Annotated in this window: 25 protein-coding genes and 1 pseudogene; 4 read left to right on the top strand and 22 right to left on the bottom strand. The window is 45.1% G+C overall.

Annotated features, from left to right (window positions below):
* Positions 1–45: 45 nt before the first annotated feature.
* Complete coding sequence (locus A37S_RS24455) at positions 46–2196, bottom strand: S9 family peptidase (RefSeq protein ID WP_051293040.1); 2151 nt, start codon at positions 2194–2196, stop codon at positions 46–48.
* Between the two features lie 806 nt (positions 2197–3002).
* Here A37S_RS24455 and A37S_RS0111190 point away from each other — a divergent pair.
* Positions 3003–3200, top strand: a complete 198-nt coding sequence (locus A37S_RS0111190; protein WP_028297056.1) for a hypothetical protein — start codon at positions 3003–3005, stop codon at positions 3198–3200.
* A 106-nt stretch (positions 3201–3306) separates the two neighbouring features.
* A complete protein-coding gene (locus tag A37S_RS28305) occupies positions 3307–3486 on the top strand; it encodes a type II toxin-antitoxin system RelE/ParE family toxin (protein ID WP_084163873.1) in 180 nt (59 codons plus the stop codon).
* Between the two features lie 148 nt (positions 3487–3634).
* Here the strand turns inward: A37S_RS28305 and A37S_RS0111185 are convergent, their stop codons facing one another.
* Entirely contained in the window at positions 3635–3994 is a 360-nt protein-coding gene (locus A37S_RS0111185; RefSeq protein WP_028297055.1) for a winged helix-turn-helix transcriptional regulator, read from the bottom strand.
* A 104-nt stretch (positions 3995–4098) separates the two neighbouring features.
* Here A37S_RS0111185 and A37S_RS0111180 point away from each other — a divergent pair, with 104 nt between their 5' ends.
* Positions 4099–4725 (top strand): NAD(P)H-dependent oxidoreductase, encoded by a 627-nt coding sequence (locus tag A37S_RS0111180; RefSeq protein ID WP_028297054.1) that lies wholly within the window; start codon positions 4099–4101, stop codon positions 4723–4725.
* A gap of 154 nt (positions 4726–4879) precedes the next feature.
* On the opposite strand, the pseudogene A37S_RS26655 reads toward A37S_RS0111180, so the two are convergent.
* The 13 genes and pseudogenes from A37S_RS26655 to A37S_RS0111105 all read right to left on the bottom strand — a co-directional run.
* Positions 4880–5005 (bottom strand): annotated as a pseudogene (locus tag A37S_RS26655) (DUF892 family protein); the annotation flags it as partial.
* Positions 5006–5207: 202 nt separating this feature from the next.
* Complete coding sequence (locus A37S_RS0111170) at positions 5208–6227, bottom strand: FAD:protein FMN transferase (protein WP_036602287.1); 1020 nt, start codon at positions 6225–6227, stop codon at positions 5208–5210.
* Positions 6227–7546 (bottom strand): Gfo/Idh/MocA family protein, encoded by a 1320-nt coding sequence (locus A37S_RS0111165; RefSeq protein WP_028297052.1) that lies wholly within the window; start codon positions 7544–7546, stop codon positions 6227–6229. Before A37S_RS0111165 ends, A37S_RS0111170 begins: the two co-directional genes overlap by 1 nt.
* Positions 7547–7576: 30 nt before the next feature.
* The gene (locus A37S_RS0111160) at positions 7577–8503 is read right to left on the bottom strand and encodes a formylglycine-generating enzyme family protein (RefSeq protein WP_036602300.1); all 927 of its coding nucleotides are present in this window, start codon (positions 8501–8503) and stop codon (positions 7577–7579) included.
* A 636-nt stretch (positions 8504–9139) separates the two neighbouring features.
* Positions 9140–9646, bottom strand: coding sequence for a hypothetical protein (locus tag A37S_RS24450; RefSeq protein WP_051293038.1), 507 nt, complete (start codon positions 9644–9646; stop codon positions 9140–9142).
* Positions 9647–9858: 212 nt separating this feature from the next.
* Complete coding sequence (locus A37S_RS0111145; RefSeq protein WP_028297050.1) at positions 9859–10959, bottom strand: Fic family protein; 1101 nt, start codon at positions 10957–10959, stop codon at positions 9859–9861.
* Positions 10960–11131: 172 nt separating this feature from the next.
* Positions 11132–11476, bottom strand: a complete 345-nt coding sequence (locus A37S_RS0111135) for a DUF3024 domain-containing protein (RefSeq protein WP_036602284.1) — start codon at positions 11474–11476, stop codon at positions 11132–11134.
* 12 nt (positions 11477–11488) lie between these two features.
* The gene (locus A37S_RS0111130; protein ID WP_028297048.1) at positions 11489–12856 is read right to left on the bottom strand and encodes a Fic family protein; all 1368 of its coding nucleotides are present in this window, start codon (positions 12854–12856) and stop codon (positions 11489–11491) included.
* 55 nt (positions 12857–12911) lie between these two features.
* The gene (locus A37S_RS0111125) at positions 12912–13961 is read right to left on the bottom strand and encodes a DUF3644 domain-containing protein (RefSeq protein WP_028297047.1); all 1050 of its coding nucleotides are present in this window, start codon (positions 13959–13961) and stop codon (positions 12912–12914) included.
* Entirely contained in the window at positions 13958–16036 is a 2079-nt protein-coding gene (locus A37S_RS0111120; protein WP_028297046.1) for a site-specific DNA-methyltransferase, read from the bottom strand. Before A37S_RS0111120 ends, A37S_RS0111125 begins: the two co-directional genes overlap by 4 nt.
* The gene (locus tag A37S_RS0111115; protein WP_028297045.1) at positions 16036–16404 is read right to left on the bottom strand and encodes a type II toxin-antitoxin system VapC family toxin; all 369 of its coding nucleotides are present in this window, start codon (positions 16402–16404) and stop codon (positions 16036–16038) included. The genes A37S_RS0111120 and A37S_RS0111115 overlap by 1 nt, the downstream gene beginning before the upstream one ends.
* Positions 16401–19196 (bottom strand): DEAD/DEAH box helicase, encoded by a 2796-nt coding sequence (locus A37S_RS24445; RefSeq protein ID WP_084163868.1) that lies wholly within the window; start codon positions 19194–19196, stop codon positions 16401–16403. The genes A37S_RS0111115 and A37S_RS24445 overlap by 4 nt, the downstream gene beginning before the upstream one ends.
* 101 nt (positions 19197–19297) lie before the next feature.
* Entirely contained in the window at positions 19298–19504 is a 207-nt protein-coding gene (locus tag A37S_RS0111105) for a helix-turn-helix transcriptional regulator (RefSeq protein WP_028297044.1), read from the bottom strand.
* 491 nt (positions 19505–19995) lie between these two features.
* Between A37S_RS0111105 and A37S_RS0111100 the strand changes: the two genes are divergently transcribed.
* Entirely contained in the window at positions 19996–20226 is a 231-nt protein-coding gene (locus A37S_RS0111100; protein ID WP_028297043.1) for a hypothetical protein, read from the top strand.
* 36 nt (positions 20227–20262) lie between these two features.
* Here A37S_RS0111100 and A37S_RS24440 read toward each other — a convergent pair whose 3' ends face one another.
* The 7 genes from A37S_RS24440 to A37S_RS0111065 form a co-directional block, all read right to left on the bottom strand.
* Positions 20263–20946 carry a metallophosphatase domain-containing protein gene (locus tag A37S_RS24440; RefSeq protein ID WP_051293036.1) on the bottom strand — a complete coding sequence of 228 codons (684 nt, stop codon included), beginning with the start codon at positions 20944–20946 and terminating at the stop codon, positions 20263–20265.
* A 37-nt stretch (positions 20947–20983) separates the two neighbouring features.
* On the bottom strand, positions 20984–22186 hold the full coding sequence (locus A37S_RS0111090; protein ID WP_028297042.1) for a relaxase/mobilization nuclease domain-containing protein: 1203 nt from the start codon (positions 22184–22186) through the stop codon (positions 20984–20986).
* Positions 22183–22515: a plasmid mobilization protein gene (locus A37S_RS24435; protein WP_051293034.1), complete on the bottom strand. Its 333-nt coding sequence runs from the start codon at positions 22513–22515 to the stop codon at positions 22183–22185. The genes A37S_RS0111090 and A37S_RS24435 overlap by 4 nt, the downstream gene beginning before the upstream one ends.
* A gap of 367 nt (positions 22516–22882) precedes the next feature.
* Positions 22883–24106 carry a DUF5906 domain-containing protein gene (locus A37S_RS0111080; protein WP_028297041.1) on the bottom strand — a complete coding sequence of 408 codons (1224 nt, stop codon included), beginning with the start codon at positions 24104–24106 and terminating at the stop codon, positions 22883–22885.
* Between the two features lie 27 nt (positions 24107–24133).
* Positions 24134–24517, bottom strand: coding sequence for a helix-turn-helix domain-containing protein (locus A37S_RS24430; RefSeq protein ID WP_084163867.1), 384 nt, complete (start codon positions 24515–24517; stop codon positions 24134–24136).
* A 12-nt stretch (positions 24518–24529) separates the two neighbouring features.
* Positions 24530–25522 (bottom strand): hypothetical protein, encoded by a 993-nt coding sequence (locus A37S_RS0111070; protein ID WP_028297040.1) that lies wholly within the window; start codon positions 25520–25522, stop codon positions 24530–24532.
* A 3-nt stretch (positions 25523–25525) separates the two neighbouring features.
* Positions 25526–26653, bottom strand: a complete 1128-nt coding sequence (locus A37S_RS0111065) for a site-specific integrase (protein WP_036602290.1) — start codon at positions 26651–26653, stop codon at positions 25526–25528.
* Positions 26654–26716 lie beyond the last annotated feature (63 nt).

Here is a 26716-nt window from a genome sequence, read left to right as displayed (position 1 = left end):
TTCACAGCATATTCCTACAACATATCGAAGGATGTTTTTTCTGATCTACCTAAAAAACCACCGTTCGCGGCCCATTTCGCCGCGAAAGCTTACCTCTCCTTGATTCCAGTTTGGCGGCTCCACCTCCAGCAGGTACTTCACAAAGAACTCGCGTTTTTTTATGCGTCCATAAGGACCACCATCGCTGTGCCCCATACCCGGCACGGGCAGGAAGTCGAACAGCTTACCCGCCTTTATCAAGGCATCGGCTACCCGGTAGCTCGACTCGGGCGGCACATTAGTATCGGCCTCGCCCACGATGAGCATCAAATTACCTTGCAATAGGTGCGCATTAGTCACGTTGGATTGCTCTTCGTAGTGCTTGCCCACGGGATAGCCCATCCATTGCTCGTTCCACCACTGCTTGTCTACCCTATTGTCATAGCAGCCACAGGCAGCCACCCCCGCCTTGTAAAAATCGCCATGGTGCAGCAGCGCCGTCACCGTATTCTGCCCACCGGCAGAGGTACCGTAGATCCCCACCCTTTCGGCATCTACATAAGGGTATTTCCGCGCCAGGGCCTTGATCCATAGCTCTCGGTCTTCCAGTCCTGCATCCTCCAGGTTTTGCCAGCATAGGTCGTGGAATGCCTTGGACCGATTGGCCGTGCCCATGCCATCTATCATCACCACAATAAAGCCCAGCTCTGCTAGGCTCTGCATCTCGCTATAGGGAACAAAAGACTTGGGCACGAAAGAATCATGAGGGCCAGCATAGATGTTTTCCAGCACGGGGTACTTCTTGGCGGGGTCGTAGTCCGATGGCTTACTCACGATACCCCATATATCCGTCAAGCCATCCCTGGCCTTGGCCACGAACACTTCGGGCGCTTGGAATCCCAAACGCTTGTAGTCTGTTACATCGGCCTCTTCCAGCAAGGTTATCTCCTTGCCGTCGCTCGCGCGACGCAGCGCGGTCCTAGGCGGCGTATTCACCGTGGAGTAGTTGTCTATAAAGTACTTCTTATCTGGCGAGAAGGTCACCGTATGGTTAGCAGACTCGGGCGTCAGGGCCAGCAACCCTTTTCCATCAAGTCCTATGCGGTAGTGGTGCACGTGGTAGGGATCTTCGCCCTCATGCATCCCGCTGGCACTGAACCAGATTTTTTTGCCCACCACATCAATGCTGTCCACATCCCGCACTACCCAGCTTCCACTGGTGATGGCCTTTTCCTGTCCCGTGGCTAAATCTACCAAGTATAAGTGCCTCCAGCCATCCTTTTCGGAGGAGCGGATGTACCAGTTGGTTCCCTTGGGATAGTAGGCCAACTGCCTGTCGTGGTAGATAAAGGTTTTCGTTTGCTCATCCACCATGGCCACTGCCTTGCCCGTTTGGGCATCTACCTGCATCAAGCGAAAGCGCTGGTGCCCACGGTCGAACTTTTCGTAAAAGAAATACCGCGCATCGTCGCTGCGCCAGTGAAATTCAGGCGCCTGGCCAAAGTCCACAAGCTCGGCATCCACCTTGAGGGCTTTCCCCTCCTCCACCAGGAACACATGGGGCTCGTAGCTGGTAAACGGATCGCCAGGCTGCTTGTAGGGCTGTGAGCGTAGCTGCCCCCTTGTGGTGCCCGGCTCGGCAGTAAGTATATAATAAACCAGTGAATCTTTTACGGGGTGCACCTTGTAGCCCGCTAGGTACTTGCCATTAGGACTCCAGACCATGTAACCGTAAGGGTCGGCCTCGGTGCCATCTTTTGTCAACTGCTTCACCTGCCCGCTGGCTGTTCCCTTCACAAAGAGATTGCCTTTTTCCATAAAGGCTTCCCATTGCCCATCGGGCGACTGGGAGCCATGCACAAAATCTGTCTGCTGCCTTCGGCGCCTAGGCCTTGGCCCTTGCTGGAGCTCGTCCTGCCGAGGTGCCGAGACCAGTGTGCTCCGCTTCCCCGTTGCTGCCTGTATCTCTATATATTCGGAGGTATTGCCCATCAGCTTGTTCTCGTACCAGAAGGAATTCCCATCGGCGGCCCAATGGGCGTCTACGGTATATTTGTACACGATATCCTTGCTGAGGCTGTCCAACTCCATGGCCCGCGCGTAGCGCTCCACCATCTCTTGATGGCTTGGCCGAAAGCGCTCTACCGACTGCCCCAACAGCTCGCTGCCCATAAAGAGGAAACCTATTACTGCACCTATTTTAAGAGATAAATTCATTGCGATGTCCGTACTTATCAAAAGAAGCAAAACTAGCACAATATCCCACAAATCTATCCTATATTTTACCTATCACTGTGCACAAATTGACCAAAATACCCGTTTCCCGAAAGGACGTTTCTAGTTTACCGTTTTTCCGAGGTCGCCCTGCATCGCAACGCCCTTCGCTCTTTCCTTTCCGGCCCTCAAGCCGGGCCAGGGCTTTTACTTTCTTTGCAAACGCCAAAGAAAGTAAACAAAGAACGCTTTTGCGGCTGTGACCAATTTGGCTAAATACCGATGGCAACTGCACGTTGAACGCTAGGCTTTGGCACTGTTACAGTTTGCTATCGGCCAAAGCTGCATTCAACCAGCATATCCACTGGCCATCGGCATTCTTAACGCCAATTGCTCAAGGCCGCCCTGCATAGTTCCGCCTGCCTGCGCCACAATCTCAACCGTCCGCAAGCTCCTGGATATGTTTCACCTCCCCCTCCCAATACTCAGGGCCACCACGCCCCCCAAAGGGGGACAGTGTAGCGTGCTATCCCTGCTGCTATGAATGTCCCTACCCTATGGAAGTCTTTCAAGCGCCGCATGATGGTCTAGTACAGAGGTAATATGTATCCCTTGCAGCAACCTCGCTACCGCATCAGTTTTCCCAGACCATGCCCTCTGGTTTCGACAAGCTCAACCGCCGGGAACTGCCAGCGCCGCACGCCATCCTGTCTAATTGCTAAATACCAACTACTAAATCTTGCTACTTTCTCGCAACTAATCTTTCATCTGCATTATTTTAAATTTCATTTTTTTGAGTAAATTTGTATATGCAAACACTTGAAATAAAAGTACCAGACAACAAGATTCTCTTGGTTAAGGAACTACTAAAAGAGTTGGGAGTCAGTATCAAGGTAAAAAAGGACGCTGGCATTCCAAACGCTGAAACTATCGCCGCCATGAACGAATTAAAAGCTGGCAGAGGCAAAAAATTCAAAAGCGTTGAAGCGCTCTTTAACAGCATCTGATGCAATGTTTGAAATCGTAACCTCAACAAAATTCCTTAAAGATCTGAAATTACTTAAAAAGCACTCTGCAAAGGATCTAGAATTATTACAATAGTTAGTCAGCACACTGGCTGAAAAGGGGCATAAAGGCCTGCACAAAAAACACAAAGCACATAAATTAAGCGGAGATTACAAAGGTTATTGGGAATGCCACATAAAACCAGACCTATTGCTTATTTGGGATGAAAACGAACAGATAAATCTTCTAGAGCTGGTACGAACAGGGGCCCATTCCGACTTGTTTTAATCTTTTTTCCAAATTAGCCCACAACTGTTCCTCACTCCAAGTAGCGCACTGAGGGAAATTGCTTCTGCCTTAAGAGCGAAAAAAGGAGATGGGTTGCCTCCCTACTGACCCCTTGGGATAAATTGTTAGCTATATGCAAGACAAGCCACTACCTACCCCATTTGGCCAAAACCCTTTGTCGGTGCGCTGTCCCCCACTCCGCTAGCGAAAAAATAATGGGCATCAGGTTTTCACAGTATTCGGTGAGTTCGTATTGCACCGTCACGGGCTGCGTTTCCAGCACGGTACGCTTTATAAGCAGGTTCATCTCCATATCTTTCAGCTCCCTGCTCAGCATCTTGCCCGAGATACCGTTTACCTCTTTCAAGATTTCCGAATAACGCTTCTTGCCAAAGCCGAGCGACGACAAAATGGAGATCTTCCATTTGCCCCCCAGCACATCCATGGTATCATGGACGGCCATCACCCGCTTGTAACAGGCTTGATGATTATGATGTTGTACTTCCATATACCTTGTTACCCAAATGTCACCATTACTTTTTGTCAGTAAGTGACAAAAATAAACAATAAATACGGAATTTTGTCCTGTTACCATTAAAAGAAAACAAGCATATGGATTTAAGAGAAAGCCTAAACTGGCGATATGCCGTAAAGAAATACGGCAAGGAGAAAGTGGCAGATGCCGATTTGCAGGAGATTATAGAGGCTATTGGCCTCAGTGCTTCCTCTGCGGGAATGCAGCCGTACCGCATTTTTGTCGTTAAGGATACGAACCTGAGAAAGGAACTTGGCGAGGGCTCCTTCAACCCCCAAATTACGGAGGCCTCGGACTTATTGGTGTTTGCCGCTGTAGACAGGATAGATCAGGCGTTCATAGACAACTACATCGGCTACACGGCCGAGATAAGAGGCATTGCGGCAGCGCAATTAGCCGAGTTCAAAAAATCCCTGCAGCTGCATTTACTTGGCAGAACGCCCGAAGAAAACTTCACCTGGGCGGCCAGGCAAGCCTATATCGCCTTGGGGACAGGCATTATCGCGGCGGCAGCATTAAAAGTGGATGCAACGCCAATGGAAGGTTTTGACAACGAAAAATTCGATCGCCTGCTGGGGCTGAGTGAAAAGGGACTGCGAAGCGTGGTACTGCTTGCATTGGGCTATCGCGATGAAGCAAACGACTTCTACGCAAAATTCAAGAAAGTACGCCTGCCTAAGGAAGAGCTTGTCACGATCATTTAAATTGAATATAAAACAGATGCCTTTCTTTCCAGTTCTGCGGCTTAGCGAAGCTCGTTGAACAGATGACGAGCCGATACTCTTGTGTGCCCCCAAAAGACGGCAACAAAAAACCCCATGGATTTGGTCCATGGGGTTTCGTTAAATATCCTTTTGCCTACTCGGCTGCGGCTTGCTGGTTCACGAAACTTTCCGCAACCTCGGTGAGTGCCACGTCGGTCGCTTTTTCGTTTTCCAGGGTTTGCTCAAGCAGTTTGGTCACGTCCGTATGTCCCATATTTTGGGGCGGTTTTCGTGGTGCCGCCCACTTTCGTTGCATTCATAATGACGTTTTTCACATTATATATTATTCAATAAACTAAATTAACATATTAATTGTTTTTGTATTATTTAAATATATATCCTCATTTTTACAATATTCATTTAATGCGTCGTGTTACCTCAGCGGAAGGACTCTGATAGTGATCGACGCAGGATACATGGATTTATTTGCTGATCAACAGATCCCTAAACCCGGTACTCATGGTGTCTCTTACAACACCCGAGCGGTCCCTATACACAACGAAAACCTCCATATCCTTTCTTGCGTTTGCAAAGGTGACTGCCTCGGCAGCCTTCATTGCCATGAACACGTTATCATAGCCATCCGCTGTCAACGCGTCATTTGCGTAAAGGGTTGCACTGATGATTTCCGTGTCAAAGGGATACCCAGTCTTTGGATCGATATGATGCGACACCCTATGATCTCCATCCTGAAGGTACCTACGGTAATTGCCGGCAGTAGTTATGGCGCCTTCGGTTATTGACATGACATCCTGTACAAGGGGGCTATCGCCCCATTCTGTTGCGGGCCGTTCCATCCCGATCCGCATGGGAGAGCCATCTGGCTTAGGCCCTCGCACGCGCAGCTCACCTCCCAGCTCCACCACATAGTGCCTAATGCCGCAATCTTCAAGCATATTGGCCAGCACATCTACGGTATATCCTTGCGCGATGCCGTTAAAATCGAGCTGGACGCAGGCATCCAGTTTCTCTAAATAGTTGCCTTTCAACCTGATCTTTTCCATCCCCACACAACGAAGGGCCTGCCTCACGGCTGCACTATCGGGAAAGCGATCTACCGGTGCCGTACCAAAGCCCCATAGCTGTACCAGAGGAGCTACTGTAACGTCAAAGATCCCTTGGCTGTCCTTTACAATTTCAAACGATTTGCCTAGCACCCTGCGGAAATGCGCATCAATTGCATAAGACCCCTTAGGGCCGGCATTAATCTTATTGATTAAGGAATAGGGCTTATATAGCGACATCGAACTGTCGATGACCGCCAAGAGGCTATCGACCTGACGCTGGTCTACCACGGCACCTTCCGCATAGTAAGCGATGGTGTAATCCGTGCCCTGCGCATATCCCTTGAGGGTATATTTGCGGAGGTCTCTGAAATTTGCATTCCATGACTGCAAAAACAAACTCAAAAGAAACAACAGGGCACTTCCGGCAGCTTTCACTATATTACCTTCGTTTGTCCAGGTATGGCATAGGGATAGTAACCGTCATCGTTTGGCAATACTTTAGGCGGTGCGTCCCAAGCCAACCTTTCCGGTGCCAGATCGATGTCCGATTTCAAGGCATCGTCCCATTTGATTACCTGTCCGGAATAGGTGGCCAGCCGACCAATAATACCCGTAAGTGTACTGTAGGCTCCATATTCGGCATCCTGAAACTTATATTCTCCCTTGCCTATCGCCTCAAATAGTTCGACGTGCTCATGCTGATAGGGATTCGCATTACCCCGCTTCGGATGACTGAAAAGCTCGGTACCCTTGTGGTCCCACAGCACGCCATCGTTGCCGGCCGATAAGTACACCCTACCTTTCGTGCCCTGGAACGTCTCATCTACCCGGTTTGCCGTACCCTCAAAATGCCGACACTGGCTGTATATTACCGAACCATCGGCATAGGTAAGTTCTACGGTGTGGTTGTCATAAATCTCACCATGCTCCTTTCCTGTACGCCAAGCGCGACTACCCGTACCCTGAAAGGATACCGGATAGGCTCCCTTGACCCAATTTACCACATCCAGCTGATGGACGTGCTGCTCCACGATGTGATCTCCACATAGCCAATTGAAGTAATACCAATTGCGCATCTGGTATTCCATTTCGGTTTGCCCGGGTTGACGTTCGCGCACCCACACGCCACCGCTGTTCCAGTATACCTGTCCGGACACAATATCGCCGATGGCTCCATCATGTATACGTCCGATGGCCTCCCTATAGCTGGCTTGATAGCGACGCTGCAGCCCTACTACCACGTTCAGTTTCTTACGCTTGGCTTCTTCCGCTGCGGCCAACACTCTTCGTACGCCCGGCACGTCAACGGCCACCGGCTTCTCCATGAATATGTGCTTACCCTGCTTCACGGCCTCTTCGAAATGGACGGGGCGGAATCCGGGCGAGGTGGCAAGGATGACGACATCTGCCAGCGGGATGGCCTTCTTATAGGCATCGAATCCTACGAATTTATGGTCTTCGGGCATATCCAGCTTATCGGCATGACGTTCGGAAAGCTTGGTATAGGCCTCGTCCAACCGATCGCGGAATGCGTCGGCCAACGCCACGATCTTCAAGTTTGCACCAGAAGCAATGGCGTCAAAAGCCGCCCCCGTGCCACGGCCACCGCATCCTATCACGGCTACCTTAATCGTATCGTCCACTCCGGCATGTGCCCCAGCAAAGGGCACGCCGCTCAGTATGGCACCACCTGCCAGAACGGCCGATGTTTTCAGAAATTCACGGCGCTGTTCGCCCACAGTTTTTCTATCCATTTGATTCAGTTTATAAATGATGGTTAATAGTTAGTAATCTTCAATAGGTGCCTTGTCGTAATATGCCCTTATTTCGGCCTCAGAAGGTGGATTTAATGGCCTCACCAGCCGAATGCCTATAAATGGTGCCTCCGGAAACCACCAGTTACTTTTGGGAATCTGAGGATCCATTTGTTTCCAAGAAGGGTCCGAAGCAAGGCGCGAAGCAGATCGGAGATCGCTGGCCCCATCCTCAAAAGAACCACCGCGGATACTATGCGGATATAGCTTGTCCGGTATCGCGACCGGGTTCTCGGCCGTTTCACCTGCAAACCGACTATAATAGTCAGCTATATATTGATCATAAGTCCATTCGGCAACATTGCCCAGCATATCATAAAGACCCCACGCATTCGGTTTCTTTTGTCCTACCTTGTTCGTCCTATTGCCACTATTGCCCTTATACCAGGCATAATCTGCCAGTGCCGACTCCTCGTCACCAAAATAATAGGCAGTACCGCTACCGGCACGGCAGGCATACTCCCACTCGGCTTCGGTAGGCAAACGGTAGAAAATGCCCGTACGGGCGTATAACCATTTGCAAAACTGGATGGCATTATATTGGGTCATGGCAAGGGCCGGGTGCCCCTCCTTTCCCATGCCGAAGGTCATGTCCAGGTAGGGCTTGGTTGGGCGGGTCACTGCATCTACCTCTGGAGCTACGCTGCCTCCACTGCGTGACAGTTCGAAATCGCGGTATACGAATAGTTCATAGAGATCCCAGGTCACCTCGTGGGTAGACATCCAAAACGGATGGATCTTCACCTTGTGCACCGGCTGTTCATCGGGATTCCCCTCTGCACTCCCCATATCAAATTCCCCTCCAGGGATAGCCTGCATGGTAAAGGTCAAATCGGTGTTTTGGATCTGCTGCGTATAAGTTTCAAATGGCGCTTGTGCATATGCTATATGCCACATCAAAAAGCTACTAAGAAATAATTTTGTTTTCGTCATTTAGCGTTTAACAATAAATTGGCAGCTGAATATAGCACCTTTTTGACTAATGACAAAATGAAATCGTTGATTTTAATATTTCGAATACCTTTTGTCAGCTCTTTCCCTTCTGGCCCACAAGCCGGGCCAGAGCTTTTACTTTCTTTGCAAACGCGAAAGAAAGTAAATAAAGAATGCTTTTGCGGCTGCGGAAAATTTGCCGGGCTTTGGTGGCTTCTACCAGATGGACGCTAGGCTTTGGCAATTTACAGTTTGCTATCGGTCAAAGCTGCATTCAACCATCATATCCCCTGACCATCGGCATTCTTGACGCCAATTGCTCAAGGCCGCCGTGCATAGTTCCGCCTACCTACGCCGCAATTTCTACCGTCCGCAAGCTCCCAGATATGTTCCAAAGGGCATAGAGACGGTTGCATGTACCACCTCCCCCTCAATGCCACCGCGCCCCTCCAAAGGGAGATAGCCTAACGTGTTATCCCTGCTGCTATGAAGTTTTACAGGAATTGCACAACATGGACGAACCAGCCAAAAAATGAAATCCCAAAATGGGACTTCCCAAAAAAAAATTCAATCTTGATCTTGGTGTCTGCGTGGCCGTTACTATCGCATGTCATCTTTTCCCTCTGGTACGCCGCTTACAAATGCCTCAATGAAGCGACCTTCTTCCTTGCTGTCCTCAAACACGATTTTCACCAATTGCACTACATCCGAGTCAGCGGAAATTCCAGTGGCAGTGATGGTCAGCGTCACTGGCTGATCGGGCTGGAGCAGGTAGTTGAGGTAGTTTTGCCTGTCCTCAAAGCGCACCTGCACCCTACCCAGGGAAATCGTGGAAATATAGTAGCTGTTGCGCTTGTTGTCCACGATCTGCGTACCGAATACATTCAGCCTGAGTTCACGAGGTACATCTTTTTGGTTGAGCAAGGTCAACGTGGCCGTTGCGGTTTTTGTCGCGGCGTCCAATTGATAGTCGACGGCTTTGAATAGGATATCATCTAATATGACGGTGGCGCTGTCGGCTGGCGAAACGGATAGTTTGGCTGCCTGGCCGGATGATAGTCCAAGGAACCATAAACTGCAGGTAAGTATGATAAATAGATTTTTCATGGCGTGAATAGTCATGTTGTTTTTGTCAAAACGTGTGAATGCTGTATTTTGTTTTTGGGACTGAGCTCTCGTTCATATGCTATGCGGCTGGTTTCAGGCATTGTTATTGGTGTTTCAGGGGATCAATTCATGGGACTTAATTCGATGCAAAATGTAGTTTATATTGATTGACAGTACTTTATGTAAATAAAGTACAAATTAGAGCCGAAACACTATACTGTAAGCAAATAGTTCGTACTCCTTCCTCCGGCTTCGTCCTTCACCAGTATCCCCTTTACGACCAAGTCTTGTATATCCCGTGTAGCCGTATCCTGCGAGCATTTGGCAATCTTTGCCCACTTAGAAGATGTCAGCTTCCCCTCGAAACCGTCCAGTAGTTTATTCAACATCAATCGTTGGCGGTCATTGAACGTTTGTGCTACCGGCATCATCCAAAGTTTAGCTTTGTGCATTACCGAAGCCAGCACCACATCCGAAGCATCGATTGCACGCCCAAGGCATTCGAGAAACCATGTTAACCATTCCGTGATATCCAAATCGCCCGATTGGGTTTTCTCCAGTACCGAATAATAGTGCTTGCGCTCCTGCCGGATTTGGGCCGACATGCTATAAAAACGTTGGGGGCTTCCGTCTGCCCTTGCCAATTGCATATCCGCTATCGCCCTTGATATCCGTCCGTTGCCGTCCTCGAAAGGGTGTATGGTTACAAACCAAAGATGGGCAACCGCGGCTTTTAACATCGGATCGATGGCTGTATCGCTATTGAACCACGTCAAAAAACGCTCCATCTCTACCGGCAACTTCTCGCTATCGGGTGCCTGGAAATGCACTTTCTCCCTGCCCATTGCCCCTGACACCACTTGCATGGGATCATCCTTTGTGTTCTTCCGCCAATCACCGACCACAATACGATACATATTGCTACGACCCGTGGGAAACAATGCCGCGTGCCAGCCAAACAACCGTTCTTCATACAGCGGTTGATCATACCGTTGTGTGGCATCCAACATCATCTCCACCACACCGTCAACATGCCGATCCGAAGGTACCAAGCCAACAATATCCAGCCCAAGGCGACGGGCAATGGAAGACCGTACCTGGTCTATGTCCAACATCTCCCCTTCGATTTCACTGGACTTAACCACATCCTGGGTCAGGGTCTGCAACACCGCTTCCGCTTTTAAGTCGAACCCTAAATGCTCCATATAACCCAAAAGCTTTCCTTGTTTAAAGCGTACCGCTGCCAAGAGCGGGCCTATTTCATCCGCATTCCATGTAAAATCAGGCCAATGATGTAATTGATGGATATACATTCTCCGCAAATTATACGGCAAATATAAGCAATAATCTCCGCATCCCAAAGTTATTCTCCGCAATATATGCGGACATAAAAACGCTTATTCTCCGCATCGAAGTGTGAACGCAGTGCGTTCGCAATTGGGAGTGCACTTCCCAGATTGAAGAGTTTCAGCTCGCCCTTTCCCATTATCCGAAAAAACAACCGTACGCGTCATTTTTAATTTCGTTCAACAATTCATGCAGATCAGTACTATCCGGTTGTGGCTCGTAAGCTTCCCACTTTCCAGATCCACGCATCCAATACAATTTCCAAATTTTAGAAGACTTAACAAAACGAAGCTTAGCAAATGGTAATTCTAAGATTTTCGTTGAATCATTCCATTGCGGACGAATTTCAAACAATAAAGCAGTTTGTCCATCCCAAGAATAACCAAAATCCAATTGCTTACGGATTTCTTCGTCTGCTGACCGTAACGATTCAACAAAGTTCCTTAATTGAACTTCGATCATTGAAATAAGTGGTTTCTCCATGCTCAAGCCATTTTAATCCTTATCAATCTTTTGTGCCATCTGCATTCCCAACGCTGTCAATACATAACGTTGTTTGCTGCTTTTGGGCTTATCGGGTATGGTCATTTCCAGCAATCCCTTATCAACTGCGGGTTGAAGGTAATTGTATAGAAACGTAGGACGATGCTTAATTCCGACCAACGCCATCAATTCTGCACTTGTACGTCCGGTTTGGTCTGCCACTGCCAATAAATTCAACACTTGTTCGGTGACTTGTTCGGTGACTTGTTCGGTGACTTGTTCGGTGACTTGGGGGGCAACCGTTTCCGAAGCCGGAAATGTCATCCTGATAAAATTACCCATAAACCGGAAGCATTCTTTTCCATAACTCTCCAAAATTCGAGGTACACCTGAACCAAGTTGCTCCACCAATTCCAAATCCCGATACACCCGCATCAACTCTCGATTTCTGGGAATGGAGACCCCATCGAAAAAATCTTCTTCGCTCAATCCCTCCGGCAATATGCCTGCCGAAGTGATTTCGATACGGTCGGCAAAAACCTCGAATTTGGGTGGCACCTCACGGGTAAAGTCGTTATGCACAATCGAATTTATCACGGCCTCGCGGATGGCCACCGGATTCCAAAGCCTGCGGTCTATCCGTTCTTTGGACGTAATCTGCGTTGCCGTCCGGTTTTCCAACTCGATTTTATCCAATACGCTTTTGGTAGCTTTTATTAGCGAACAATAACCGTATTCGTTGTTTTCAATCAGGTCCACCCGATTCGTACCGCTGTATTTCGCCACTTTGATGGAAACACCGTTTTCATCAGCCAACAGGTAGGCTGCATAATTGAGCGCACCATCTTCGGTGAGCAACTCCAAACTTTTCTTGAATTGGCTATTGAGCGGCTTCCGCTTTTCTTCGTAATAAATGCGAAGCTGCTCAAAAGTCAAATCCTGCCGGTTCGACCGGATTTTGCCGATAGAATTCCGGGTACGGGTAGCGAATAGTTTATCAATTATCCCCTGCGGCATTGGCTCCGCAGCTGTGCCTACGCGGATAAAACAACCTTTATCGGTCATCCCGTATTTTTTCTTGAAGTACGGCTTTTCGCTGCCACTGGCTACAGTGATTTTTACAATCTCCTTGCCCTCGCGCTCCTCCACCACTACGTCAAACAACCCCATGGCCGATGGCGATATATTATTTTTGATACGGTCTTTGATTTTGAGCGCATCACCGTCTGCGTCCGATACGCCCACGACATTGCCGGTCTTGTCAATGCCGATATAAATCACACCGCCCTCATGGTAGTTCAAAAAGGCTATAACCTCCTTTTCAATATCCACATCGATATTGAGCTCTCTTTTGTATTCTATGCGGTTTGTTTCGGGCATTGATTATCATCTTTTAAAAACAAAAGCCTCCCCATTTTAGCTTGTGCCTTGGCTCTTATCTTTCATTCCAAACTTCTTCAATCGTTTTTGTCTTTAGTCCTTCATTTATTTTCTCTATTGCTTTTTGTGAATACCTGTCAAATGGAACGTTACCTACTTTTAAGTGCTTGAAACATTCAGGGTCTTCTTTGATACCAAAATGTTTCACGGCTGCTGTCGTCTTTGGGCCAGTCAAGCCCAATTTCTTCGCTAGTTGGTCTCTTCCGAGGTTGTAAAAGTCCAATTCGTTTACTCGTTTAATAGCAACCACACCCGCCCCTGGTGTTCCTTCGGGAACAACCGTCACGGGAACACCTTCTGATTTGGTTATTCTCAAGTCCAATGAAGGGCCATAACCGTTTTGAGTAAATGATAAGGTTGAAACACTCGGGAAAAGTTGACCCCAATTTGTAGCTTTTGAAAGTCGTTTTGCTAATGCTTTCAGTTCTGTGTCTGATGGTTGTGATTCATTTCCTTGAATAGCATTTTCCATTATCGCTAATGCCCTTAATTTTTCTGTGGCTTCCAGTTTCTTTCTGCTCTTTGGTGCGAGTAGTTTTTTGATTTCCAGAACTTCTGTACTAAAAAATGCATGAATATCCAGTGGCGGAGTAGTGGAAAGTGGCAAAACCCTTACCGGCAGTTGGGTCTTTAAATCAATATTGAAAACCTTTTTGGCAATATCCCTGAAAAGGGTCAAACCTGCTTGGGCTTGAAAATATAAATATTGCTCCGACATTTCAAGTGTGTAATGTTGGGCTGCGTCTCTCAATCCGTTAATAGTCTGCAAAGTCAAAACATCCGTTTCAGATAAGAATTTGATCGTATTATCGCTAAATCCTTTCCGCACACAAGCACTAAAGCCGATTGTTTCTTTTGCTCCTTTTTCTTTGATTTTACCGCCCTTATGAATGATGCTTGCTTTGAGCAACATTTCAAAAGAATGATCCATAAAAATCAAAACACCGTGTATTCGTCCGCAATCGTTCGGGCGATTGAAAAGCTCAATACTCAATGTTAATGAGTCAATGGCTTTTTGATACAAGTGTTTTGCTTCCTTTCTCATTTGATATGCACTTCAATAATCTTACTCGTATCAATTCCTAAAATATCAACCACTTTCACCATCACTTTGTATTTGCCCGCTTTCTTGTATTCGTAGGCAATGCTTGTAAATTCAAGCGTTGGATTTTTCTTGGTGCGGAAGCTCTGCCACTCGTTTTCAAACAGGTAGTTGCCCGTCCATTGTTCTTCGGTTTCGCCTGATTCGTTTTTGATTTTGATGATTTCCTTTTTGTCTTCGTAATTGAAGTCAATTGCCCAATAGTCAATCCAGTCGTGCCAATCTTTGGTGAGGATGGTTTTGGTAATGATTCCGTTTTTATCTTTTTCTACTTTGATAATCTGCCCATCTTCAATCACCACCTTGCTGCCTGCCCTCATTGACTGTTGCAATTCTTCTATGTCGTCTTGGGTGTAGTGGGTGACAAAGTCGGTCAATTCGATAGTGATAGACTTGTCTTTTATTTTCTCTTTTGTGTTCAGGTAAGCTACATCAAAAAATTTTACTTGTCCTTTCTCAACGGCTCGTTTGTCGAACACATCTTTGGGTATGTATTTTAAAGTAATGGAAACGCCTTTCTCTTTCAGCTCCTGAATGAACTGGGGCGTTAAGCCCATTTCGAACTCAAAGCCCAAAACATCAACCTGCGTATAAAGATTTTTACGGCACTCTTCAAAAATATCCATCAATCGGCTTTGTGTAACCGGAACGTCTAAAGGACCAACGTGCACAAACCTGCCTGATTTTTGACCGTGCAATGCACTATGTCCGTCAATTCTCTTGGCTTTGTAGGCTTCCAAAATCAAATCCACATACAAATCTTCTTTGGCTTTGCGTTTGCCGTTGGTAAGGTCGTCCATAAAAAACTGCCTTTCATACTTGCCTAAGTTGAGAATCTCAAAGGCTCTGAAATCTTTACCACTTGCCTGTAGTTCTCTTTGCACACCAATTAAACGCTTACGTGCTGTATGGATTGAAAACCGGCCAAGGTCTGTTGTAATCCATTTTCTGTTCAGTTTTTCTGCCACTGCTGCTGTAGTGCCGCTGCCACAGAAAAAATCGGCAATTAAATCGCCTTCGTTTGTTGTTGCTGAAATAACACGTTCAAGAACGGTTTCAGGCTTTTGGGTGGGATAGTTTAAATTTTCAGTATCATCAGCTGGCTGAAGCATTGAAAGCCGCCATACATTGTCGACAACTCTTGCATCTCTCATTTGATACATTACATTACCTGACTCATCTCTTGCATTAATCATTTTACCATCAACTTTTTTTCTTACCAGTTGCTTGACTGGATTATCTCGCTTTTCTTCAATTGGCGTAAAAGTGTAGTTAGATTTATCTTTTACATACCAAAAAATCGTATCAGTTGCTCTTGGGAAAACTCCTTTTCTAGTATCGGGCATCTTATTGTAGTAATACCAATAAATTTCATTTCTGAAATTTTCTGCTCCGAATATATCGTCCAATAATAACCGTAGATATGAACTTACCCTCCAATCACAATGCACATAAATACTTCCATCCTCCGCCAATAAATTGTGCATCAATTTCAGCCGTTCATACATCATAGTCAAATAAGAAGAAATGCCCTTCCCCCAAGTATCACGGTATGCAATCTCTTCAATAATACTTTGTTTCTTTTCTGCTTTTTCTCCGCCAATTTCAATTTCAAAACCAAAGTCAGCACCTACGGCAAAAGGTGGGTCGATGTAAATGAGTTTTAAACCGCCTTCTTTTTCTATTTCATCACGAATAGGGCCATTTGCCAATGAAGAAAGTATCAATTTATTATCGCCCCAAATCAATTTGTTTGTCCAGCCTTTGAGTTGTCGCCCTCGGGTGTCAAACATTTCATACATATCGCCTTGCTTCTTTTCTTCTTTGCGTGGCTCGTCTATATGCTCAATGCTGTGAAAGGGCAGGGCTACATTGGTAACATCTTCTTTTCTTCCGTTCCAGAAAAGAAATACATCTTCTTCATCTGCAAAAAGTTTGTAAATGAATTCCTTTGGCAGTTTTTCACCTGCCTTTATCAGTTCAATGATTCGGTCTTTATCTGTATCGTTCAAACTCATCAATTGTCAATTGGATTGTTTACTGTTAAACCAGGAATGTGGTCAAAGTCGCCTGTGTTCCTTGTAATTATTTCTGTGCAATACAATAATGCTGTTGCGGCAATTATCGCATCAGCCGATTTCATATTTCTTTGCTGCTTTAGTTCAGTAGCTCTATCAATTACTTCACTTGTAATTGGCAAAATGGTAACCAATGAAAATACGGCTTTGAAGTATTCTTCGGCTTCCTCAGTTAAACCGTGATACCCCAATACTTCAAGTTTGGTTAATTCAGAAACAGCCAAATCTTCTTCTCCCAACAATTCCTTTAATTGCGGAAATTCTGGCTTTGCAGCGTAAATCAATATGTTGCTATCTATTAATCTCATAGCCCATTGATTTTACGCTCCGCTCTGTCTTTCTTCTGCCATTCCACAGGGTCGCCAAAGTTTGATACGTCTGCACCCTTTTTGATGAGTTGAATAGCGTCTTCCTTAGAAAGTTTTTTGCGGAAGTCTTTAATAAAAAATATAGAAACAAGGTCTTGGAATGATTTCAGATTGTTCTTTACCTCATCCCATTTTTCCTGCTTTACATACACAGGATTGTATGTGTATTCGCTTTGCGCATTGTTGATGTCTTTACACCAAGTTGTCAATCGTTTAATTTTTAGCCAATCGTCTAAATCTTCTCTGCCTTTGGTTTCAAGAATGTAAAAAGTGCTCGTTCCAGTTTTTACAAAGAAGTCAGGAAAATATTCCCGAATGTTTCCGTCTTGAGCCTGATATTCAATTTTGAAGTTGATACCGCCTTCGCCCATTGTGTTTTTGGCATAGGCAATTACATCTGAAAAACGACTTTCAAGAAATGATGCTACTTCCAGTTCAAACGGATTGTCGCCAATGATTTTGTTGAATACCGATTTTTTAGGAACAAGGAAAGGTTGGTTTTCGGCAACCTTTGGTTTGGTTAGTTTTAGCGAAATATAGTTTTTTACTTCTGCTGTTCCCTTATCGGTTACGGTTAGTTCATCAATTGCCTTTTTGAACGTGGTTCGTAAAACTTCCTTTGGCTTTACTTCGGAAAGATTTCTTAATGTCTGCGGGTTGCTCAATTCAACTTCATTGGTAAAAAGCTGATACTTGATAAAGCTTTCAACTTTCGGATAAAGAATATTAAAGCCGCTAACCAATCGGCTGTCTTTTAAAATAGAAGAAGTGAAAAAGCCAATTACATTTCGATAGTCGGGAACTGTGTCTTTAAAAACTGTTTTGTGAGAAAGGTTGCCTTCAATATCATTGAATACAATTTCTTGCAATTCGTCCGAACTGAATTTTTTAAGGGGAACTTTTTCGTTTTTGAGTCTACTTACGTCAATGAATTCCAAATTCTTGAACTCACGATAAATTCTCGGACTCATTTGTGGAATCGGAATATCCAGTTTATCTAAATCCTTGTCGTGATTTTCCTTGTCCACTTCAACAATAACAGGCGATTTTCCTTTTGTACCTTTACCCATTGGGCTGTATTGGAATTCAACGCCTTCGGTTTTCAGTTCTTCGACAAACTCCAAAAACTTAGGTGTTCCAACAATCACCAATTTTTCGGGTGTGTCGAGAGAGAACATTTTTCTTAAACCACGACCAATAGTCTGTTCGGGAAGTATTTTAGAATCCGCACCATAAGGGCGTAGTCCGACAATGGTTGAAACGTTTCTAACATCCCAACCTTCACGAAGCATCAAAACCGACACAACGGCTTTGTAAGGCGAATAGTCTTTGTCAATATCGTCCGCTGCTTTGCGTAATTTGTCTAATTCTTCTTTGTCTTTTTTTGTCAGGTTCTTTTTATCGGATGCAATTTCACCTGAACTATTGGTGTGAATAGTCAGCACCGAATTTTTCATTTTCGGGTAATTGGCTTCCAAAAAAGCTGCGGCTTGGTCTGCTTCTTTGGTGTTCATCGTCATAATGAACAGAATTGGTGTTTTGTGATTTTTCAGTTCTTCATACTGCTGTTCCCATTCCAAATAGCCCAAATGAATGTAGTCACGGTATCGTTCAACAAAATCGTTGCTGTCTTTTTCCTGAATTTTTTGCCTTGATGTTTCGTCAGGCAAAACAGGCGATTTAACAACATTGTGTTTTATGGCTTCTACTAACGGATAATCACAAATGGTTTGAACGAAAATGGCTCCGTTGTTATGTCTTGGTGTTGCGGTGTAGTCTGCTTGTAAACTGATTCCGTTGCCGGTTTTCAGTTTGATTTTATTGTTGATGTCTTCAATGCTTTTGAACCAGGCCAATGAACTATCGTGAATGTGATGGGCTTCGTCGTTCAGCACAACGAGATTTTTGATTTTATCGCTTCTCAGAATTTTACCAAGGTCTAAGCCTTTTGATGTGTCTGCGTCAGGTTTTGGTTTTACGCCTAAGAAAGTTGTTTCAAAACTCTGTTCAGGTTCTTCATTGAAAAATACTCGATGAATGTTGGTCAGGAAAATGTTTCCAGATTCTGTTATAGGTTTTAAGTCATCTTGAATATGAAGCGTTAATTGAAAATCGTTTTTCCAGTCTTTATTGTCAAATCCATTGTCAGGAATAAAAGGCTCGTCAAAAAACATTTTATGTCCATCAAAATCTTTTCTCAAACGATTTAAAACGATGATGTTTGGAGCAATCACCAAAAAATCTTTTGAGAGAGTGCTGTCGGCTTCATAGAGTTTGTGGAAATAAGACCAAACCAAAGTCAAGCCCATCACTTTCGTCTTACCCGCACCTGTTGCCATTTTTACCACGTAACGAGTCCAGTTTTCGTCAAACATACCCGTGCTGATACGACCTGATAAATCAAACTTCATCAATTCGTATTTGTCTTTTGCGTTGGCTATTTCATACAGATAAACGATTGATTCAATGGCTTCACGTTGTGAAAAGAAAAAACTGAATTTTGTCTGCCCGATTAAATGCTCTTGATTAAACCAAAAATTCAAAAGTGATTTTGTCGTGTCGGATGCACCTGCATAATTTTCGTCACGCCATTTAGCAACTGCAAGCCTGATTTTATAAACCAATGGCGGTAACAGCTTTTCATAGGCGTTTTGAAAAGCATCCATTTGGCTTTGTGTCGGTGCCCACCTTTCGTTGGGAGACAATATTTTAAAGGGGTTATTAATATTCATTGTGCTATTCTTTCATATTAGCCTATCTGTCTGTATTCTGCTTTACTATCCTGTCATCCATCCAACTTGGATTCTACGATTTGTATTAGTTAAGTGCTGCTTTAATATCTTTTAACAGCACCAATATTTTCAATCAAATCCTTAGCCTCCACCTCTAAAATCCTTGCAATCTCAAACAGCACCTCCAACCTCGGCTGTTGCCGATTTTGCACATATGCATTCACCATATTATAGCTTTTACCCAATTGCTCGGACAGCCACGTTTGCGTTAGCCCTTTCTCCTGCAATACGGCTTTGATTCGGTTCATCGTTCAGCTTATTGAAATTGCCTCACAATATACGCAAAAATCCGATTATCATCTCATTTTGTGAGATAGACTAATAATGCAGCATAAATAATCCAGCACCAAGTCAATCAAAATTAATCAACGAGGCATATTAAAAAATACGGAAAACCGGAAACGGCTTATTAAGAGATCAACACTGGCGTATGTGTCCGATTTATGGTCATGCAATTACCTACGTACTTCTCCAGAATGGATAAGCAAATCATCCTTAGCTAATTTCAGAGAACAGTGTATTTTGTCGTATTGGACTGACATCTCATTTTTTGAGATAAATTTTATTCCAAAAACCAATTAATTACGGTACATTTGTAATTCCTTGAATCTTTAGATATGAACAAAGCATTAAGTTACCCCTTGTTATGGTGCGGATCAGGCGAAAGCCCCCGGACGCCTTCTAAAGAGCGTTAGGACACCTAAAGCAAGGGATTTTTTAATTCCTTAAATCTTTAGATATGGTCACCATTGAACCAAACAAACTCATCATTGAGTTTGATCCCAAAGACGTTGGCGGTTTGGAAGTCGACACGTTGAGTCGCCTCTATCCTGAATTGATTGAACTGCTTCAATGCGCACTGATTCTCAACGAGAACGGTGAGCGAAAAATCACGGAGCCGTTTTATGGTACGATGAGCCTGCTGAAAGCCATCGCACCATCTCACGAAGATATCGAGCGGATAATGTAAAAAAGTGGCCGATTGCTTTTATTAGGGAGCCCGTTTTTAAGAAAGCGGGCTTTCTTCTTTGGCTGATAGCTGATGTCGAGATTGCCTTTTCTCATCAAGATTTATCACCACCGGCTGATGTACTAATTGGTAATGATCATCCAGCACGCTGGCGTTCACGAAAGTGGTATCCCCTTTGATGTACTGCCCGTAATCTTCATGGATATGCCCAAAAACATGGAGCTTGGGCTTCACTTGATAGACTTTCAGCAATAATTCCTCACAGCCCGTTCTTTTGCTATACACCGTCTCATCCAAGATGCCAAAAGGCGGGCCGTGGGTAATGAGAATGTCGGTATTTATGGGTATCAGATCCCAATGCGGTTTGATCTCAGTTCCTCGCTCCCGATTGAATGCCCAATTATTGAACCACGGGGTGATGGGCGAACCCCATAGCTTCAATCCCTCGATTTCACAACCGGAATCATTTAGGTAAATCACGCCTTTGGGAATCATCTGCTCGATAATCCGTGGGTGCGCCTGCTCGAAAAAGAAATCGTGGTTGCCCGCGATGAATACCTTGTAAGTGAATTTCTGCTTGCTGAACCAATCCAAAAAATCTTCAATCTCAACTGGATGCCCCCGCTTGCTTACGTCACCAGCGTGGATGAGTATATCGCCTTTTGGCAATTTCAGTGACCGGTGCTGGCCGTGGGTATCGGAAATGACCGTAATCTTCATCGTTAGGATATGGCAAATATACGCATAAATAGGCTGTTTACCGTCCTAATCCCCGCTTCTTTCGCTTGAGCCGCTCGTCATCTTCGTCGGGTGTTATCTCGATAGCCAAGCCATCAAACCAAGAGCTGCTACCAGTGCGAGAAATGGTATCGTGCTCAGGAAAAATATCGCCATCAAAAGATTTCTCGTTTTCCGTTGCTGCTTGTTGTATTCCGGCATTGCGCGGGTAATCTCCAAAAGTGTCGTCTCTATCTTCGCCAGTCGCTGATCCGTCGCTGCTGAATTTGGAAGTCGCTTGTTGATGACGCTCGCTATGTCGTGCTGAAATCGGTTCAACACCTTTTGATTTTCCAGTATCATGGTGAACATTTCCGCCAAAGCCTTGTCGATGGTCAGCGGTTGTTCCCGTTGCTCTTTCTCCGTATTTTGCTTTTGTCCGGTCGTTTGCTTGGCCAATTGCCTCGCCATGTTGAGCTTGCTCATAGTAAATCTCCTTTAATAGTGAACTCCATTTAAATTGTTGCCCCAATGATCGACCTGTCACCATGAAACCATCCATGAAATAGGTGATGCCGGAAACCCGCCCGGTGCGGGCTTGGTTGAACAATAGGTCGATGCCGTCCTTACGGAGCGTGCCGATAAAATCGCCCATGTCCTTTGATGATTCGATGGCCGCCGCCACTTTTTCCTGTAGCAGCATTTTCATTGAGGGGCTTCCGGTACGGAGCGCCATTTCGATTTCGTCCTTGGTCGGAGCCTTGTGTTTCGATTGTTTGCTATCGATAACTTCTATCAGTCCGTATTTATTTTCCAGCTCGCGGACAATTTTCTCACTGCGCTGATAATTGTTGCTGTCGCTCACCACTTTGCCATCAAAGCGATTGCGCAACGCCAAAATATGACAATGTGGATGCGAAGTATCGTGATGCCGGAAGATGCAATACAGGTTGTCATCGAATCCCATCCGTTCCATATATTCTTTGGCAATGGACAGCATCGTTTTGTTGCTGATTTGCTCCTTATCGGAAAAGTTCAAGCTGGCATGATAGGTATTCCGTTGCAAATGTGGATTCCGCAAGCGCATGATCTCCAATTCCTTTTTAACGGTGCTGTTGTCAAGCGTGGAAAAATTGGTTTCCAACAATTCTGCTCGTTCTTCCTCATTTCTGCTGAACACCTTCCGCAGGTTGTAATGCAACGCGCCCATGAACGATTTACCGATGGATTGTTTGGCAATCATTGGATGAGTTTTTTTAGGATGATGGATAACTGCTTTTCAATTGTTTCCAAATACACCTTGGCACCAACATCCTGTCCGGAATTCAGGTGCTTAGCAATCTGATTAATGTTGTTGCCGATGCGCTTCAACTCCACGTATGTTTGCTGATCCAGCACCGGCACTTTGGCTTGTAGTATCCTATTCTTAAATACGGCCTCGCGGATTACCTCCGAAGCTTGCAGGCCCGCATAGGCAGAAAGCTTTTCCAATTGCGCGGATTCCGCTTCCGTAAGCCGCACGGTGACACGGATGTACCGCTGGTCTTTTCTCTCTTTAGTCGGTCTTGCCATATATAGCTATAGTTGGATATACGTACAAACGAAGTGGTAAATACGCCGAAGCAAGCGTTTCCGTCTGACGGAAACATGGCTTGCTTCGCACATGCGACCTACCCTCTCCATATACGGGTTTGTTATCGTATTTTTCCTTTTGCTGGCTAAAGAAAAAAGACAGCAAAAGTGAACCTTAAAAATGTTGCTATGTTGACTTTTCACCATAAGCCATTGTTTTATTGCCGTTTAACCGGTCAACTTTCCATCAACTTTCCGGTCAACATTTGGATTCGATTGTTGACAGCCTATCAACTTTATTGTTGATTGTTGACCATTTGTTGACCAAATGTTGACTTATCAAAAAACTCATTATTAACACCTTACTTTAAAAAGTCAACATTCCACTATAAATGCGTTCCAAGTCCTGTTGGGTAATCCGGTAATACCTGCCCTTGCCGTCCAGTTCCAATAGGTAGCCGCTGTGGTCATACAGATACGTGGTAAAGGTGGACGCGTTGGGGTATTGCTTCAAACGCCATTGGTCTTCCAAGATGTGGCGCACCTGCGAACGGGATACCTTGATACCTGATCGCTCCAACAGGATCTTGGCGTGGGTATTGGTCAGGCAAAAGTCCAACACCTCCTTTGCCTCCATGATTTCGCGGATGGTCTCGTAGAGTTCCAATTCCACCTTATTCACATAATATGACTTCACCTTCCGTAAGGCAGATGTAGCAATCTGCTCCGGCGTGAACCACATGCGGGAACTGTTTTTAGTGGCCAGTTTCCGGTGAAGCAGAAAATCGAGAAATGCCGGTATCTCTGCTTCAAGTTTCCAGAGGAAATCCGGATCAAGCGATGGTAATGTGGGTACTTTCCTTACCCAATAGCGGGTTTCCTGCAAACCGATGACCATGAAGTTTTCCTCATTGTTGGAACACAGGATGATTTTGCCGAAAAATTCCACCTCGAAACGGTCTTTGCCCTTGGCTTCTGCCTTGTAGGATTTGGCGGTACTGAGGTTTTTTATTTTCTCGCTGTCTTCCCTCCTGTCGAGCAACACTTCGTCAATCGCGATAATCAATTTGGATACCCAGTCGGCGTTGAAATTGCTCCGGAAATCGGCATTGGTATTGAACGTCATGTTATTGCCGAAGACGGACTTTAACAGGTTGAGGAAAGTTGTCTTCCCGGTGTTCCCCTCGCTGCTTACCAGACACAGCACGGGCAAACGTTGCCGGGGCTGGGTATACAAATGCTGCAAATAATCGAGCCCTAATTCGTACTGTTCCCCGAAAATATGGGTGATAAATTGGAGAATAGTAGTATATGTACCCTCTTTGGGTTCGTGTACCACAGGTTCATAGAGGTTATAGAAACCTTGGTAGCTTCTCCGGTAGTCCAAATGCTCCGGGATGGTACAGAAGCCATTGTATTTGTCGATACCTTTGATAACCTCCCGCCAATTGTTGGGGTAATCCTGTTTGATGGTATCCAAATTCCACACAATCAGCATATCTTCATCTTTACCGCTGATCAACGGCTTCTTCACCCGCTTATACAACGTCGTACCTACGCGGATATAGGTGTTATCACTATCCTGTTTCATGGCGAAGTGATTTAGTCAACAAAAAATTTAATAAGATGGGTTACCACGGAACGGCGAACCTTTTCGCAGGATATAAGCTTTGGCTTCCTCCTCGATATCCGCTCGCGTTCTCCTTCGCCCGGACTTCAGCCACTCCAAGAGTTCTTTCTTGGAAAAATAAAGCCGCTTCCCTCTTTTCATATGGGGGATTTCACCCCGGGAAGTCTTTCCGTAAACGGTGGGTTTGGCAATGCCTAAAAGTTGGGTAGCTTCATCGATATCGATAATATCATAGCCATCCGGAGCCGGCTTTTCAACGGTTCCATTCTTCATTTCCATTACCAACGTCTCGATCCGATCAAGCCGTTGGTCTAATAATACAAAGGGATTTTCCATTGCGTAAAAACTTGTTTCCCGCAATGATAAGAGCATTTTTAGCGTTCTCTATGAAGATTGTAGATACCGTAAAAATTGTAAATGGCTTTTGTAATCGTTTCTTATTCTTTCCAACAGTTGATTATCATCTGTCCGAAAATTCCGAATCGTCTTTTCGAACTCGAAACCTTCAAAATGATCGCACAGTAGGGTTGCGTATTTAGGTATATCCTTTTTATCATGATGCTTGTCATACGATGCAAGCATAAACTGATGGAAAATCATTCTTGTGATGACGGGCTTTTTATTTTTCAAGACGATTTTCATCGGCATGGGATGCAGCAGAAATGCTGATCTCAGAAACAACAGAAAGTCAGCTTCTGACATTTGCGCTACTTCTTTGCTGCATGCCGGGCAACACATCACGTTAAAGAAATCAATCACCTCACGCATGGGCATTTGATTGAATTGATTCTCCCTCTTGCTGATCTCCCGAAGTTGTAATTGAAAATCACTGATTAGGTCATCGGAAAAAGCTTCATGAGCCTCTGTGTCATTTTTTCTTTCGCCAGCATCCTTGTTTCCTGCTCTTAACGATTCGATGAACGCTCGGAGTCCGTTCTCATCGTCAATTGGCAAATTGATGAGTTGTGTAAATCGCTGACTATTTTCAAGAATATGCGTAACGTGCCGTAGATTTTGTTTTAACCTGGGCTTATACGCCAAAAGATGGATTATTATTGGTGGCACGAAAGCCAGCAGGGCAAAGAAAAAAGGTGCGCTAAATACATAAAGCAACAGGATAAAACCGCCTAAACCGACAATGACATATAAATATTTCAGCACATCACCCAATACGCGACGTTTGTTTTTATGAAATTCGACAAATTCATAAGCTGCTTTCCCTTCTCTGCTAAAAATCATCCAGCCAACTTGCAATGCTTTCAGCCGCGTTTCAAGACTACCATCGTCATAGGCTCCAAAATACTCAAACAGCAGGTATTTCCAATATCCCATTTCGGGGCTGAGTGTCTTGTTTGGATTCCGTTTAAGTATTCCCATTGCCTAAAGTATAATGCGTCTTGCGGCTTCAATTTTCTTTTCGTCAATGACCTTGGTGTAAATTTCCGTGGTTTTCACGTTCCGGTGCCCTAAAAGTTTGGACACCGTATAAATATCCGTACCCATGGTTAGCTGCAACGTCGCATAGGTGTGTCGGAAACAGTGGAACGTCAGTTTCTTGGTTATTCCGGCACGCAGTGCCCATCGGGAAATCTGCAAACTGATGTAATCCGAATACTTAAGCCCTTTAAAAACCTGCTCTTCGGCACGCTGCTTTTCACCTAATTGTTCGTACGCCTGATCGGGTATGTATAGTGTTTCTGCACCTTTGGTCTTTTGCTGTACGAAACGGATGTAATACCCATGTTCGGCAGAATGGTGGATATCGCCCCATTTTAAATTGATGATGTCCGACCATCGCAATCCCGTAAGTGCGGAAAAAAGCGATGCCTGTTTCAGAATGGGCAAATCACATTCCGCCTCCTTCATCGCCCGCAATTCCTCCAATGTCAAAAACTCCCGATGTGTCTCGCCTTGTGGCAGTCCTTTAACGCGCAATATGGGATTAACGGAAAAAAGCCGTTCCTGAAACGCTTCCTTGATGGCCGCACGGAATTTATTGAAGTAGCTGTATTGGGTATTGGCGGAAAGGCCAACGGTATTAGACCGAATGGATTTGACTGATCCCAAAAATTCTTTGAAACCCTCGCAGAATTTCTCGGTTACGTCGCCAAACGTACACTGACCGTTCGTGTACATTTCGAGGTATTTATACGTACCATACCAATTGTCGTGATTACCTTTCGACTTGTTGTGCTTTCTAACCTGTTCTTTAAAATAGGCAAGAAAATCACGCTGCGCGTTTAACCTGTCGGCAAAATCAAATTGCCGATTAATCAATTGGAGTTCGCGTTCCGACCGGATGCTTTCGGCCTTAGCCCGGCAAACTTTATTGTACTCCTTTTCCGCAGCGTTGGCGGGTTTTTTATGGATATAGATCTTCAGGAACTCCCGTCTGGATTCCTTACCCGTCTCGGGGATATAAACAGGCGGGTAGTAATCCAAGTAAAGGCTTAACCGCCCATCGCTTAATTCTTTCTCTCGTAATTTGACTGATCGGGTTCGTTCCATAATCTTGTACCTATTTGTACCTCCGTTAAAACATCCCAACAAAGGTACAAAAAGATACAAAAT

This window comes from Olivibacter sitiensis DSM 17696 (assembly GCF_000427965.1).
GTDB classification, from domain to species: Bacteria; Bacteroidota; Bacteroidia; order Sphingobacteriales; family Sphingobacteriaceae; genus Olivibacter; species Olivibacter sitiensis.
The sequence above is the reverse complement of the archived record's forward strand: the minus strand, read 5'-3'. Positions and strand labels throughout refer to the sequence as shown.

Coding starts and splice junctions, on each gene's coding strand:
- A37S_RS24455 (WP_051293040.1), bottom strand. CDS start 2,196: ATGAATTTATCTCTTAAAATAGGTGCAGTAATAGGTTTCCTCTTTATG.
- A37S_RS0111190 (WP_028297056.1), top strand. CDS start 3,003: ATGCAAACACTTGAAATAAAAGTACCAGACAACAAGATTCTCTTGGTT.
- A37S_RS0111185 (WP_028297055.1), bottom strand. CDS start 3,994: ATGGAAGTACAACATCATAATCATCAAGCCTGTTACAAGCGGGTGATG.
- A37S_RS0111180 (WP_028297054.1), top strand. CDS start 4,099: ATGGATTTAAGAGAAAGCCTAAACTGGCGATATGCCGTAAAGAAATAC.
- A37S_RS0111165 (WP_028297052.1), bottom strand. CDS start 7,546: ATGGATAGAAAAACTGTGGGCGAACAGCGCCGTGAATTTCTGAAAACA.
- A37S_RS0111160 (WP_036602300.1), bottom strand. CDS start 8,503: ATGTGGCATATAGCATATGCACAAGCGCCATTTGAAACTTATACGCAG.
- A37S_RS24450 (WP_051293038.1), bottom strand. CDS start 9,646: ATGAAAAATCTATTTATCATACTTACCTGCAGTTTATGGTTCCTTGGA.
- A37S_RS0111145 (WP_028297050.1), bottom strand. CDS start 10,959: ATGTATATCCATCAATTACATCATTGGCCTGATTTTACATGGAATGCG.
- A37S_RS0111135 (WP_036602284.1), bottom strand. CDS start 11,476: ATGGAGAAACCACTTATTTCAATGATCGAAGTTCAATTAAGGAACTTT.
- A37S_RS0111130 (WP_028297048.1), bottom strand. CDS start 12,856: ATGCCCGAAACAAACCGCATAGAATACAAAAGAGAGCTCAATATCGAT.
- A37S_RS0111125 (WP_028297047.1), bottom strand. CDS start 13,961: ATGAGAAAGGAAGCAAAACACTTGTATCAAAAAGCCATTGACTCATTA.
- A37S_RS0111120 (WP_028297046.1), bottom strand. CDS start 16,036: ATGAGTTTGAACGATACAGATAAAGACCGAATCATTGAACTGATAAAG.
- A37S_RS0111115 (WP_028297045.1), bottom strand. CDS start 16,404: ATGAGATTAATAGATAGCAACATATTGATTTACGCTGCAAAGCCAGAA.
- A37S_RS24445 (WP_084163868.1), bottom strand. CDS start 19,196: ATGAATATTAATAACCCCTTTAAAATATTGTCTCCCAACGAAAGGTGG.
- A37S_RS0111105 (WP_028297044.1), bottom strand. CDS start 19,504: ATGAACCGAATCAAAGCCGTATTGCAGGAGAAAGGGCTAACGCAAACG.
- A37S_RS0111100 (WP_028297043.1), top strand. CDS start 19,996: ATGGTCACCATTGAACCAAACAAACTCATCATTGAGTTTGATCCCAAA.
- A37S_RS24440 (WP_051293036.1), bottom strand. CDS start 20,946: ATGAAGATTACGGTCATTTCCGATACCCACGGCCAGCACCGGTCACTG.
- A37S_RS0111090 (WP_028297042.1), bottom strand. CDS start 22,186: ATGATTGCCAAACAATCCATCGGTAAATCGTTCATGGGCGCGTTGCAT.
- A37S_RS24435 (WP_051293034.1), bottom strand. CDS start 22,515: ATGGCAAGACCGACTAAAGAGAGAAAAGACCAGCGGTACATCCGTGTC.
- A37S_RS0111080 (WP_028297041.1), bottom strand. CDS start 24,106: ATGAAACAGGATAGTGATAACACCTATATCCGCGTAGGTACGACGTTG.
- A37S_RS24430 (WP_084163867.1), bottom strand. CDS start 24,517: ATGCTCTTATCATTGCGGGAAACAAGTTTTTACGCAATGGAAAATCCC.
- A37S_RS0111070 (WP_028297040.1), bottom strand. CDS start 25,522: ATGGGAATACTTAAACGGAATCCAAACAAGACACTCAGCCCCGAAATG.
- A37S_RS0111065 (WP_036602290.1), bottom strand. CDS start 26,653: ATGGAACGAACCCGATCAGTCAAATTACGAGAGAAAGAATTAAGCGAT.